This window comes from Streptomyces alboflavus (assembly GCF_000716675.1).
GTDB lineage: Bacteria > Actinomycetota > Actinomycetes > Streptomycetales > Streptomycetaceae > Streptomyces > Streptomyces alboflavus.
Genome location: NZ_JNXT01000004.1, coordinates 193,519 through 205,981 on the forward strand (window position 1 = coordinate 193,519; position 12,463 = coordinate 205,981).

10 protein-coding genes are annotated in these 12,463 nt (G+C 72.8%); 6 read left to right on the forward strand and 4 right to left on the reverse strand.

What is annotated here, in order from left to right; all coding sequences use genetic code 11:
* Nucleotides 1–56: 56 nt before the first annotated feature.
* Nucleotides 57–1,538, reverse strand: a complete 1,482-nt coding sequence (locus OO63_RS05605) for an amidase (RefSeq protein ID WP_030358197.1) — start codon at nt 1,536–1,538, stop codon at nt 57–59.
* 221 nt (nt 1,539–1,759) lie between these two features.
* Here OO63_RS05605 and OO63_RS05610 point away from each other — a divergent pair, with 221 nt between their 5' ends.
* The 3 genes from OO63_RS05610 to OO63_RS05620 all read left to right on the forward strand — a co-directional run bounded on the left by OO63_RS05610 (nt 1,760) and on the right by OO63_RS05620 (nt 4,062).
* Nucleotides 1,760–2,800, forward strand: a complete 1,041-nt coding sequence (locus tag OO63_RS05610; protein ID WP_030358198.1) for an alpha/beta fold hydrolase — start codon at nt 1,760–1,762, stop codon at nt 2,798–2,800.
* Nucleotides 2,801–2,858: 58 nt separating this feature from the next.
* Nucleotides 2,859–3,308, forward strand: coding sequence for an SRPBCC family protein (locus tag OO63_RS05615; RefSeq protein WP_030358199.1), 450 nt, complete (start codon nt 2,859–2,861; stop codon nt 3,306–3,308).
* 232 nt (nt 3,309–3,540) lie between these two features.
* Complete coding sequence (locus OO63_RS05620; RefSeq protein ID WP_267885475.1) at nt 3,541–4,062, forward strand: TetR/AcrR family transcriptional regulator; 522 nt, start codon at nt 3,541–3,543, stop codon at nt 4,060–4,062.
* 65 nt (nt 4,063–4,127) lie between these two features.
* Here OO63_RS05620 and OO63_RS05625 read toward each other — a convergent pair whose 3' ends face one another.
* A complete protein-coding gene (locus OO63_RS05625) occupies nt 4,128–4,847 on the reverse strand; it encodes an SDR family NAD(P)-dependent oxidoreductase (RefSeq protein WP_030358201.1) in 720 nt (239 codons plus the stop codon).
* Between the two features lie 70 nt (nt 4,848–4,917).
* Between OO63_RS05625 and OO63_RS05630 the strand changes: the two genes are divergently transcribed.
* Complete coding sequence (locus OO63_RS05630) at nt 4,918–5,574, forward strand: MarR family winged helix-turn-helix transcriptional regulator (RefSeq protein ID WP_030358202.1); 657 nt, start codon at nt 4,918–4,920, stop codon at nt 5,572–5,574.
* Nucleotides 5,575–5,601: 27 nt separating this feature from the next.
* Here OO63_RS05630 and OO63_RS05635 read toward each other — a convergent pair whose 3' ends face one another.
* Together OO63_RS05635 and OO63_RS05640 are read right to left on the reverse strand one after the other, a co-directional pair.
* Nucleotides 5,602–8,541 carry an FAD-binding and (Fe-S)-binding domain-containing protein gene (locus OO63_RS05635; protein ID WP_030358203.1) on the reverse strand — a complete coding sequence of 980 codons (2,940 nt, stop codon included), beginning with the start codon at nt 8,539–8,541 and terminating at the stop codon, nt 5,602–5,604.
* A 97-nt stretch (nt 8,542–8,638) separates the two neighbouring features.
* Nucleotides 8,639–9,805, reverse strand: coding sequence for a pyridoxal-phosphate-dependent aminotransferase family protein (locus OO63_RS05640; RefSeq protein WP_030358204.1), 1,167 nt, complete (start codon nt 9,803–9,805; stop codon nt 8,639–8,641).
* 98 nt (nt 9,806–9,903) lie between these two features.
* On the opposite strand from OO63_RS05640, the gene OO63_RS05645 reads away from it, so the two are divergent.
* A complete protein-coding gene (locus OO63_RS05645; protein ID WP_033263829.1) occupies nt 9,904–10,671 on the forward strand; it encodes an IclR family transcriptional regulator in 768 nt (255 codons plus the stop codon).
* Nucleotides 10,672–10,969: 298 nt separating this feature from the next.
* Complete coding sequence (locus OO63_RS05650; RefSeq protein ID WP_030358206.1) at nt 10,970–12,343, forward strand: SLC13 family permease; 1,374 nt, start codon at nt 10,970–10,972, stop codon at nt 12,341–12,343.
* The last annotated feature ends 120 nt before the right edge of the window (nt 12,344–12,463 follow it).

The window sequence follows — 12,463 nt, forward strand, 5'->3', positions numbered from 1 at the left end:
CCATGGTGGACTCTCCCACCGTGGGAGAGTCCAGCACCGCCCGCACCGGCCCGGTCTCAGAGGTTCGGCCGCTCCCGGCCCCAGGGCGCGGCCGACTCCAGCTGCGCGGCGAGGGCGAGCAGCACGCCCTCGCCGCCGAGCGGCCCGCCGAACTGCACGCCCAGGGGCAGGCCTTCGGGGGTGCGGTACAGCGGGACCGACATGGCGGGGCGGCCGGTGATGTTGGCGAGCTGTGTGAAGGGGTTGGGGGCGAGGTTCTGGACCACGGCCTGCCGCCACAGCTTGGTGCGGCTGAGCCGGCCCGCCACACCCGCCTTGAGCAGCGCCTTGCCGAGCTGCCGGATCGGCCAGGGCGTGGCGAGCTCGCCGATCTTCACGGGCGGCCGGGCGAGGGTCGGGGTGAGCAGGATGTCGTACGTCTCGTGGAACGCGGCCAGCTGCCGGGTGTAGGTGTTCCAGCGCGCGTGCCGGACGGTGTGCTCGACCGCGCCGAGCGCGCGGCCCGCGGCGGCGAGGAGCCGGGTGTCCAGCTCGAACTGGTCGTCGTCCGCGCCGGTCCTGTGCTTCAGCTCGGCGAGGGTCGCGGCGTTCTCGGCGGCGTACATGGCCATGAAGTCGTCGGCCATGCGCAGGCCGTCGACGACGGGTTCGGCCTCCTCCACGTCGTGGCCGAGGCCGACGAGGAGCTTCACGGCCGTGTCGACGGCCTCGACGGCCTCGCGGGACACCGGAGTGCCGATGGGCGAGCGGGTGCTGACGCCGACGCGCAGCTTGGCCGGGGTGCGCCGGGCGAGTTCGGCGTACGGCGCGTCGGGGCGTGCCGCGAGGTACGGGCCGCCGGGGTCGGCGTGGGCGGTGAGGACGTCGAGCAGGGCCGCGCTGTCGCGCACGGTGCGGGAGAGGACGCCGTCGCTCGCGGCGCCCGAGAGGAGTTCGCCGTACGCGGGGCCCGCGGGCACCAGGCCGCGGCCCGGCTTGAGGCCGAAGAGCCCGCAGCAGGCGGCGGGTATGCGGATCGAGCCGCCGCCGTCGTTGGCGCCCGCGGCCGGGACGATGCCCGCGGCGACGGCGGCAGCGGAGCCGCCCGACGAACCGCCGGGCGTGTGGCCGAGGTTCCAGGGGTTGCAGGTCGCCCCGCCGGCCTCGGGTTCGGTGATGCTCTTGATGCCGAACTCAGGTGTGTTCGTCTGCCCGAAGATGACGAGCCCGGCGTCCAGCCACCGCTGCACGGGTTCGCTGTGGCGGGTCGCGACGAGCCCCTGGGCCGCCCGGGAGCCGCGTCCCGTCGGGCGGCCCGCGTAGTCCTGCATCAAGTCCTTGATCAGGAACGGCACTCCGGCGAAGGGACCGGACAGCGGGCCCGCGGCGCGCTCTCGGGCGACGACCGGCATCGGGCGCACGATCGCGTTGATCTTGCCGTTCACCTCGTCGGCGCGCGCGAGGGCCGTCTCGAGGAGTTCGGCCGGTGTCACCTCGCCCCGCGCCACCAACTCGGCGAGCCCCACTGCGTCGTACGTCGCGTAGTCCCGGTAATCCACCGCGCACCCCACTGACTTGGCGTCAAGAATGCACCGGAGCGTAGATCGTCGGTGCGGCGGGCGGCAACGGGGCCGGGACGGGGTCGGCGCGTACGCGCGCCCGCACGCGAGGCAGGCCGACCCGGACGATCGGGCCGTCTTGCGGAAACCGCAAGATTGCGTGCCCGGTCGTGGGGTGCCTGGCAAGACTGCGTGCACCCCGACTCGAGGAGCCCTGTCGCATGAGCACAGCACCACGGCCGTCGCCCCGCCGCTTCCGCCGAACCGCGTACACGACGGCGACCGTCCTGCTCGCCCTCCTCCTGACGATCGCCACCGCGGCCTGTGCCACACCGACGACGGACGCCACGGACAGGGCCGTTCCCGCGTACGCGGCCGCCACCCAGGACGATCCCGGCTTCCAGAAGACGTTCCGGCACAAGTTCGCCGACGTCGACGGCGTCCGCATGCACTACGTGACCGGGGGCAGCGGACCGCCGGTCGTGCTGCTCCACGGCTGGCCGCAGACCTGGTACGGCTGGCGGCGGATCATGCCGGAACTCGCCGAACACCACACCGTCTACGCCGTGGACCTGCCCGGCCTCGGCGACAGCACCGGCAGGCCGACCGGCTACGACAAGGCCACGCTTGCGCGGTACGTGCACCAGCTGATCGCCGGCCGGCTCGGCATCGACGACGCCCGGATCGTCGGGCACGACCTCGGCGCCGCGGTGGCCTTCCAGTACGCCAGCCGGTTCCCGAAGGACACCGCGCGCCTCGGCTACCTCGACCTGCCGCTGCCGGGGCCCGCAATCGACGCACCCGCCTACCGCTCCCTGAGCTGGCACATCGCCTTCCACTCGCAGAAGAAGGTCCCCGAGGCGGTCGTGGGCAACGACGTCCGCGACTACCTGGCCCTGTTCTATCCCCAGGTCGCCTTCGGCGGCACGGCGTTCGGCGGCACCTCCCGGCGGTCCCCGTTCACCCGCGCGGAGATCGACGAGTACGCACGGACCTACCGCCTGCCCGAAGTCCTGTCCGGCGGCTTCGAGCTCTACCGGGCCCTCGACAAGGACGTGCGGGATACCGTGGCCGCACGGCCGACCCGTGTCCCGGCCCTGGTCATGACCGCCCAGGGCCAACTCGACGCGATCCGGCGCACCGTGGCCCCCCGCATGACCAACATCGTACGGGCGGTGGACGTGCCGAAGGCCGGGCACTGGCTCGTCGAGGAGAACCCCCGGTTCGTGACCGCCGAACTCCTGCGCTTCCTCGACGGGTGACCACACCACCGAGCGCGTCAGGGACACCGCCCCCACCCACTCTCAGGAGCCTTCTCTCATGCACAAGTACGACGTCACCGTGACCAGCGCCGCCCCGCCGGAAGTCGTCTGGAGGCTGCTGGTCGACGCGAGGACCTGGCCGGAGTGGTCCAAGGTGGACAGCCTGGACACCGAACGGTCGGCGGGCCTCGACCCCTTCGGCGACGACGGCGTCGGCGCCGTCCGGGCCTTCCGGACGGGACGCACCGTGACCGGGGAGCGGATCACCGAGAAGGTCGAGCACCGCCTCCTGGCCTACGAGGACGCGTTCAACACGCCGATCCACAACCTGAGCGCACGCATCGAACTGGAGCCGACAGCGAGCTCGGGCACCGTCATCCACTGGCACGGCGAGTACGAGACGAACTGGCTGATGGGCTTGATCATGCCGCGCTACCTCCAGAAGTTCATGCAGGGCATGGCGGACGGACTCGCCCGCCACGCCGAGCGGCTGAAGCCGACCGGGTAACGTCGGCGGGAGCGGGTCATGGCCGACCCGCATCTGTGAGCAGTGGAGAGCCACCCTGAACGAGACGGGCACCGACACCAGTACGGGAACGACGGCCGACGCGGGACCGGCGGCCGGGCCGGACGGCGCGGCGGAGGCCGGGCGCAGGGCCGCGCCGGACCTCAAGCGGGCGGAAGGGGCGACCGTCACGGACGGCCGCCGCGTCAAGGGCGAGCGCCGCCGCCGGGCGCTGATCGAGGCGACCGTGCGTGTCATCGCGCGCGACGGCGCCGCCGGGGTCACACACCGCACGGTGGCCCGCGAGGCGCAGCTGCCGACGACCGCGACGACGTACTACTTCAGCAGCATCGACGCGCTCCTCACCGCGGCGCTGACCCAGTGCATGGAGGAGGACTCGGCGCGCATCGAGGCGCTGGTCGGGGCGCCGGACGACGGGGTCGACAAGCGCCGGTCCCTGGCGCTCCTGATGGCGGAGATCCTGACGCCGCCCGGGCATCTGCTCGCCGAGTTCGAGCTGTGCCTGCTCGCGGTGCGCCGCCCGGAGCAGCGCGCGGCCACCCGCCGCTGGAAGGAGGCCCTGGCCGCCTTCGCCCGTGCCTTCACCGACGACCCCCTGCGCGTGAAGCTCTTCACGCAGGCCTACGACGGGCTGCTGCTCCAGGGGCTGCTCGCCGACGAGCCGCCCACGGCGGACGAGTTCGAGGAACTGCTCCGGGAGCTGCTGCCGGATCCGGCGGCGGGCGGGGACTCCTAGGTCCCGTCCCGCGGGCCCCGGGCGCGGCCGTGGTCCGGTGCCCGGGCGGACCCGGGCAGCGTGGCTCAACGGGTGGCGCGGGCCCCGCCGTTGACGTGCAGGACCTGGCCGGTGATGTGGCGGGCCGCGGGGGACGCGAGGAAGGCGACGGTGCCCGCGATGTCGGCGGGCGCCCCGGCGCGGCCCGTCGCGGTGGCCGCCACCAGTTGCTCGCGCCGCTCGCCCGAGAGCTTGTCGCGGAAGAACTCGGTGTCGGCGATGTAGCCGGGCGCGACGACGTTGGCCGTGACGCCGCGGCGGCCGAGCCGCTGCGCCAGGTCGATGTTCCAGGTGGCGAGGCCCGCCTTGGCGGCGCCGTAGGAACCGGCGCCCTGCTCGGCGGCGATCGAGCCGATGTGCACGACGGCGCCGCCGTCCGCGAGCCGGTCCTCCAGGGCCCTGGTGGTGAGCGCGGCGCTCACCAGGTTGGCGTCGAGGTTGGCGCGGAAGTCGCGGGCGTACGAGACCAGGTCCGTCTTGCCGTCGGCGTCGAAGGCGATGTTCCCGCCCGCGTTGTTCACCAGGACGTCGATCCGCTCGGGCAGGGCGTCGAGGAGACGGGTGAGCGCTGCGGGGTCGGTGTGGTCGCAGACCGTCGTACGGACCCCGGTTTCCGCCGCCAGTTCGGCGAGCGGGCCGGGGCGGCGGCCGGTGACGGTGACGCTCTCGCCCGCCGCCGCGAAGTGCAGTGCGATCGCCCGGCCGATGCCCGTGCCGCCTCCGGTGACCAGGATGGTGCGTGCCATATGCTGAGCTCCGAATCGGTCTCGTGTAGGTCTAAATTTAGGCCTCAACATAACATTGGGGAGCGGCACGATGGCAAGGGAACCAAGGTCGGGGCAGGACCCCGACGGCCCTGACGGCGCCACCGGCACCGATGGCGAGGGCCCCGCGGACGGCGGGAGCGGCGTCGACGACGACGGCGGCGCTTCGGCCGAAACGGCGCGGGCGCACACCGCTCAGGGCATCGCCGCGGCCTGGGAGCGCGAGCGTCCGGGGACGCCGGTCTCCTCCATCCGGATCCTCACGCCCGTCTGGCAGTTGGCGAAGCTGTTCGGCGACGACCGGCGCCGGGTGCTCGCCCGCGCGGGGGTGGACGCCGCGACCCTCGACCTGCTCAGCGTGTTGCGACGCAGCGGGCCGCCGTACACCCTCAGCACCCGTGAGCTGGGGCGGCGTTCGCTGGTCACGGCCGGTGCCGTGTCCCAGCGCGTGGCCCGGGCCGAGCAGGAGGGCCTGGTGACCCGGGGGCCCGCCCGCGGCCGGTCGCGCACGGTCCTCGTCACCCTGACCCCGGCCGGGCACGACCTGGTCGAGGCGACCGTCGACCAGGTCCTGCACCGCGACGCCGAGCTGGTCGCGGGGCTCACGCCCGAGCAGCAGGCCCAGCTCACGGGCCTCCTGGAGGTCCTGCTCACGGACGTGCAGCGGCGGCTCGGCGACGACCGGATCGGCCACGTCGGGGACAGGTGAGCGCCGGGCCCCCGTGGCCGCCCGGCGTCAGCCCCCGTCGGCCGCCAGCGCCTCCCGCACCAACTGCACCGGATGCCACGCGTTCCGTTCGGTGCCGTGGAAGATCTGCTGACGGCACGAGGCCCCGGTGGCGACCACCACGGTGTCCTCGGACGCGGCCCGCACCGCGGGGAACAGCCGGTCCTCCCCCACGGTCATCGACACGTCGTAGTGCTCGGACTCGAAGCCGAAGGAACCGGCCATGCCGCAGCAGCCCGCGTCGATCTCGGTGACCTCGACGCCGGGGATGCGGCGCAGCATGGCGACGGTCGCGGCGGTGCCGACCTCGGCCTTCTGGTGGCAGTGGCCGTGGTAGAGCAGGGTGCGGCCGCTGAGCCAGGAGTCCTCGCGCAGGGTGAGGCCGCCGTCGTCGATGGCTTCGGTGAGCAGTTCCTCCAGCTGGCGGACGCGGCCCGTGACGGCCTCGCGGGCCGAGTCGAGCGGCAGCAGGGCCTTGTGCTCGTCGCGCAGCGTCATCAGGCAGGAGGGCTCGCATCCGGTGATGGGGGCCTCGGCGGGTGTGGTCTCCGTGAGCCGGTGGACGAGCTGGAAGGCCTTGTCGCTCGCCTCGTCGAGAAGACCCTTGGACAGGGCGGCGCGCCCGCAGCAGCCGCCGCTCTCCAACCGCACGTCCCAGCCCGCGCGTTCGAGGAGTTCCACGGCGGCCCGGCCGATCTCCGGTTCGGTGAACGTGGTGAAGGAGTCGGCGAGCATGACGACCGGGCCCCGGGGCGCGGCGGCGACGGCCGCCGGGCGGCGGGCGAACCAGCGCACGAGGTTCTGCCGGGTGTAGCGGGGCAGCGGCCGGTGCGGGGTGATCCCGACCGTGCGGTGGAGCAGCCGGCGCAGCAGGGGGATGCGGCCGGGCAGGTTGGACACGGGGGCGGTGGCCGAGCCGAGGCGGTTCAGGAGGCGGATGGCGCCGAAGATCCGGGAGCGCAGCGGGGTGCCGTGCTCGTCGTGGTGGTGGGCGAGGGCCTCCGCCTTCAGGGACGCCATGTCGACGCCGAGGGGGCACTCGCTCTTGCAGGCCTTGCACATCAGGCACAGGTCGAGGACCTCGTGCAGGCGTTCGTCGCCGAGGGCCTTGTGCGGGTCGGGGGCGGACAGGGCCTTGACGAGGGCGCCCGCGCGGCCGCGGGTGGAGTCCTCCTCGTTGCGGGTGGCCATGTAGGAGGGGCACATCGTGCCGACGTCGCTCTTGCGGCACAGGCCGATGTTCATGCAGCGGTCGGCCGCGGCCCGCATGCCGCCCGCGACCTCGAAGTCGAGCCGGGTGCGCAGTCCGGGCGCGGGCGGCAGCGCCGCGTCACGCAGATGGTCGGTCATCGCGGGCGCGTCGACGATCTTGCCGGGGTTCAGCCGGTTCTCCGGGTCGAAGAGGCCCTTCACGCGCCGCATCGCCTCGTACAGCTCGTCGCCGAACAGCTCCCGGTTGAACTCGCTGCGGGCAAGCCCGTCGCCGTGCTCGCTGGAGTTGACGCCGCCGTACTCGGTGACCAGGTCCTTGATCTCCTCGGCGACCTCGCGCATGGTCTGCCGCTGCGCGGGATCGGTCACGTCGAGGAACGGGCGGATGTGCAGACAGCCCACCGAGCAGTGGCCGTAGAAGCCCGCGGAGAGGCCGTGCCGGTCGAGGACCTTCTTCAACCGGGCGGTGTACGCGGACAGATGGACGGGGTCGACGGCGGTGTCCTCGATGAACGCCAGCGGCCTGCGGGTGCCCTCGCTCGCCGCCATCAGCAGGCCAAGACTGGACTTGCGGACCTTGAGCAGAGCGGTCTGGTCGGCGGGGGTGACCGCCGCGAGGGTGTGGTAGCCGTGGCCGTGCTTCTGCCACAGCTTCGTCAACCGCTGCACGCTCGCCATGAGTTCACGTTCGTCATCGCCGGTGAATGACACAAAGAGCAGGGCGTCCGGGTCGCCTTCGAGGACGGTGGCCAGGGAGGCGTACTCGATCTTCTGGCGGGACAGGTCGAGGATGGTGCGGTCCATCAGCTCGACGGCCGCGGGGTCGCAGGCGAGGGCGTCCTGGGTGGCCTCGATCGCCCCGGCGACAGAGGTGAAGTGGCCGACGGCGAACACGGTGTGCATCGGTTTCGGCACCAGGTCGACCAGGGCGCGGGTGCTGATGGCGAGCGTGCCCTCCGAGCCGACGACGAACTTCGCCAGGTCGAAGGGGGTGTCCTCACGGGCGAGCCGGTCCAGGCGGTAGCCGCCCGCGCGCCGCCAGTGCTGGGGGAATCCGGCGGCGATGGCGTCGGTGTGCGCGGCGACGAGGGCGGGCAGTTCGCGGTGGATGCGGGCGTCCAGGCCCGTGCCGCGGGCCCGGTCGGCGTGTTCGGTCGCGGTGAGGGGCGCGAGGTGGGCGGTGCTCGCGTCGGCGAGGACCACGTCGAGGGCGCGGACGTGGTCGATGGTCATGCCGTACCGCAGGGAGCCGCTGCCCGCCGAGTTGTTGCCGATCATGCCGCCGATGGTGGCGCGGTTGCTGGTGGAGGTGTCGGGGCCGAACATCAGGCCGTGCGGGGCGGCGGCACGGTTCAACTGGTCCTGGACGACACCCGTTTCGACCAGGGCGGTACGGCCGTCCGGTTCGAGGGCGATGATGCGGCGCATGTGACGGGACAGGTCGAGGACGATGCCGGGGCCCGTGGTCTGCCCGGCGAGGCTGGTGCCCGCGCCGCGCGGCACGACGGACACGCCGAACTCGGCCGCGATCGCGACGACCGCCTGCACGTCCTCGGCGTGCTTGGGGAAGACGACCCCGAGGGGGGTGATGGCGTACATGCTGGCGTCGCGGGCGAAGAGATGGCGGCTGTAGTCGTCGAAGCCGACCTCGCCGTCGAGGTCGGCGCGCAGCCGCCGCGCGAGGTCGCCGCCGAGCGCGTCCCGCTCGGACTCTGTGGACTCGGTGCTTGTGGTCATACGACACGCTCCTGGTGGTGAAGGGGCGTACGGGGCAAGGGACGTCGGGTCGTGCGCGGGGCGGCGCGCTCCAGGTGTACGAGTCGGTGACGTGCCGTCAGTCGACGCGGAGGTGGTCGAGCGCCGCCGCGATACCGTCGCGGCCGACGGGGATCCCGGCGAGTTCGAGGCCCATCTGCACGCCGGCCAGGGTCCCGGCGAGGGTGAGGTCGTTGAAGTGGCCGAGGTGGCCGATGCGGAAGACCTTGCCCGCGAGCCGGCCGAGGCCGGTGCCGAGCGACATGTCGAACCGCTCCAGGACGATCTTCCGTACGGCGTCGGCGTCCTGGCCGTCGGAGAGCAGCACGGCGGTGAGCGAGCCGGAGTGCTCGCGCTCGTCGGCGCACAGCACCTCCAGGCCCCAGCCGCGCACGGCGGCGCGGGTGGCGGCGGCGTGCCGGGCGTGCCGGGCCCAGACCTGTTCGAGGCCTTCCTCGGCGAGCATCAGGAGGGCCTCGTCGAGGCCGTACAGGAGGTTGGTGGCCGGGGTGGAGGGGAAGAACCCGGCCTCGTTCGCGTCGATGATCGGCCCCCACTCCCAGTAGGACTTGGGCAGCCGGGAGGCGCGGGCGGCCGTGAGCGCCTTGTCGCTGACGGCGTTGAAGCCGAGCCCTGGCGGCAGCATCAGCCCCTTCTGGGAACCGGTGACGGTCACGTCGACGCCCCAGTCGTCGTGCCGGTACTCGATGGAGCCGAGCGAGGAGACCGTGTCGACCAGGAGCAGGGCGGGGTGCCCTGCGGCGTCGAGGGCCGCGCGGATCTCCGGGACGCGGCTGGTGACGCCGGTGGACGTCTCGTTGTGGACGACGCAGACGGCCTTGATGTCGTGGGAGATGTCGGCGTCCAGGCGCTGGGCGGCGGCCTCGGGCGAGGCGCCGTGGCGCCAGTCGCCGGGGACGAACTCCACCTCCAGGCCGAGGGACTCGGCCATGTCGCGCCAGAGCGTGGCGAAGTGCCCGGTCTCGAAGCACAGCACCCGGTCACCCGGGCTGAGCGTGTTGACCAGGGCGGCCTCCCAGGCGCCGGTGCCCGACGACGGGTAGACGACGACCGGGCCCGCGGTGCCGAAGACCGGCTTCAGGGCTTCGAGCACGCGACGGGCGAGGCCCGCGAACTCGGGCCCCCGGTGGTCGACGGTGGGGGCGGACATGGCACGAAGTACCCGGTCGGGGACGTTCGTCGGTCCGGGTATCTGGAGAAAGTGGCGTCCGGTCCTGACAGTCATTGCGCGGATCTCCCCTCAGCGCTTGTGCCGTGAGGCGGCACAGCGTATCGTGGTGCGGCACGACGCAGCATAGAGTTCCGATCCGGAGGGGGTCAACGGTGCAGAACGTCCTGAACACCTTGCGCGTGCTGGAGGAGCTGGCGATGCGTCAGCCCGTGGGCGTGGGGGACCTGGCCCGCGCCATGGAGCTGCCCAAGAGCACCGTCCAGCGGGCGCTCGGCACCCTGCACACGGCGGGCTGGATCAAGCAGACCGGCGGCACCCCCACGCGCTGGACGCTCACCACGAAAGCCCTGCTCATCGGGCGGCAGGCCACCGGCGAGCTGGACCTGCGGGACGTCGCCGTGCCGGTGATGGAGGAGCTGCGGCGCGCGGTGGACGAGACCGTGCACCTGGCCGTCGCGGAGGGCGAGCGGGTCGTGCTCGTGGAGCGCCTGGAGACGACCCAGCCGGTGCGGATCGTACTGCCGCTGGGCCAGCACCTTTCCGGCCACGCGTCCGCCAACGGCAAGGCGATCCTGGCGGCCCGTTGCCCCGAGGCCGTCGAGCGCTACCTCGCCCAGGGCCTGACGCGGTTCACGGACACCACGATCGACGACCCGGCCGCCCTGCGCGCCGACCTGGAGGCGGTCCGCGCCTGCGGCTACGCCCTCAACCAGGGCGAATGGCGCGAGGACGTGTCCGCGGTCGCCGCCGCCGTGCTCGGCCCCGACGGCTCTCCGGTGGCCAGCGTCAGCATCAACATGCCGAGCAGCCGCTGCGACCGCGACCGGCTCGTCGAGCTGGGCGAACACGTGCGCACGGCGGCCCGGAGCATCAGCGCCGCACTCGGCTACCAGACCCCGGACGCGGCTCGCGCCGGCTGAACCGGGCGCCGATCACCCCACAACCCGGATGTGTCCGCACCCCCTTGACGGGGCGTGACCGCCGTCACATACTCGCCAACGTCGCATTGGAGTTCCGCATGGCGGAACTCCAAGTCCACCCTGCGGACAGTCCGGGCTCCTGAGACTGCCCGCCATGGCAGGGGCGCGGCCGTTCTGTGCCCCTCTGCCCCCGGACGCCGCCACGGGTCCCTCCCGCATGCCCACAGTCGGACACAGCCCGCGCATCGACTCAAGCCCGCGCAACTGTGACCGCCGTCCGAAGGCGAGGACGTGTCACATGGCAGACCATCTCATCGCGATCGGCGCACTGGTACTGATCTTCACCATCTCCACCTTCACCTCCGTCCACATGGGGGCGCTCGCCCTCGTCGCCGCGTTCGCCGTCGGCTCGTCCGTCGCCGGCGAGAACGCGGACGACGTCTTCGGCGGCTTCCCCGGCGACCTCTTCGTCGTACTCGTCGGCGTCACCTTCCTGTTCGCCATAGCGAAGAACAACGGCACCATCGAATGGCTCGTGCACGCGGCGACGCGCGCCGTCAGGGGGCGCATCGCGCTCATCCCCTGGGTCATGTTCCTGATCACCGCCGCCCTCACGGCCGTCGGCGCGGTCGTGCCCGCGGCCGTCGGCGTCATCGCGCCCATCGGCATGAGCTTCTGCGTCCGCTACGGAATCAGCCCGCTCCTGATGGGCCTCCTGGTCATCAACGGCGCGAGCGCGGGCGGCTTCTCGCCCGCCAGCGTCTTCGGGAGCATCACCAACGGCGTGGTCGAGCGCAACGACCTGCCGGGCAACCCCGGGCTGCTCTTCCTGATGTCGTTCCTGTTCAACGTCGCGCTCAGCGTCGTCGCGTACTTCCTGTTCGGCGGGCGGAGCCTGCTCGGACGGCGGGCGGAGGACGGGGGCGGCGGGGCTGCGGGGACCGGGGGCGCCCTCGCGACGGAGAGCGCCGGGGGCGGCGGCAGTGTGCCCGTGGCTCCGGCGGGCACCGCGCCCGCACCCGGCGGCACCACTACGGTGGCGTTCGCACCCGCGACCACCGACGTCGGCCCCCGGCTCGACCGGTCGCGCGCCCTGACCCTGATCGGGCTGCTCGGCATGGTCGCGGGCGCCCTGTTCCTCGACTACAACGTCGGCCTGATGGCCTTCACGGTGGTCGTCGTGCTCACCCTCGTCGACGCCGACGCGGCGAAGGGTGCCGTCGACCGCTGCGCCTGGTCGACCGTGCTGCTCGTCTGCGGTGTCGTCACGTTCGTCGGCGTGATGGAGCGCATGGGCACGATCAACTGGCTCGGCGACAGCGTCGCGAAGATCGACTCGCCGCTCATCGGCGCCCTGTTGATCTGTCTCATCGGGGCCGTGGTCTCCGCGTTCGCCTCCACCACCGGCATCCTCGGCGCCCTGATCCCGCTCGCCGTACCATTCCTGATGGACGGTCAGGTCGGGGCGGTCGGACTCATCATCGCCCTCGCCGTGTCCTCGTCGGTCGTCGACTCCTCACCGCTGTCCACGAGCGGCGCGCTGGTCACCGCCAACGCCCCGGAGGAGCAACGCCCGCAGGTGTTCAGCGCACTGATGAAGTGGGGCATGTCGATGGCGCTCATCGCGCCGGTGGCCACGTGGGCGCTGTTCGTGGTGCCGGGGCAGGGCTGAGCGGTCCTTCTTGCGAGGGCTTTCCCGGAGCGGGTGGGCCTCCGGCCGACCTGCCCCCGAGCGGGCCCGTCCCGGGCTGCCTCCCCCGAGGCGGGCCTCCCCCGGGCAGGCCGGCCCTCC

What these genes read in the sequence shown, in the direction of transcription:
- OO63_RS05650 (WP_030358206.1), top strand. Translation starts at nt 10,970, where the DNA reads ATGGCAGACCATCTCATCGCGATCGGCGCACTGGTACTGATCTTCACC.
- OO63_RS05635 (WP_030358203.1), bottom strand. Translation starts at nt 8,541, where the DNA reads ATGACCACAAGCACCGAGTCCACAGAGTCCGAGCGGGACGCGCTCGGC.
- OO63_RS05625 (WP_030358201.1), bottom strand. Translation starts at nt 4,847, where the DNA reads ATGGCACGCACCATCCTGGTCACCGGAGGCGGCACGGGCATCGGCCGG.
- OO63_RS05630 (WP_030358202.1), top strand. Translation starts at nt 4,918, where the DNA reads ATGGCAAGGGAACCAAGGTCGGGGCAGGACCCCGACGGCCCTGACGGC.
- OO63_RS05640 (WP_030358204.1), bottom strand. Translation starts at nt 9,805, where the DNA reads ATGACTGTCAGGACCGGACGCCACTTTCTCCAGATACCCGGACCGACG.
- OO63_RS05615 (WP_030358199.1), top strand. Translation starts at nt 2,859, where the DNA reads ATGCACAAGTACGACGTCACCGTGACCAGCGCCGCCCCGCCGGAAGTC.
- OO63_RS05610 (WP_030358198.1), top strand. Translation starts at nt 1,760, where the DNA reads ATGAGCACAGCACCACGGCCGTCGCCCCGCCGCTTCCGCCGAACCGCG.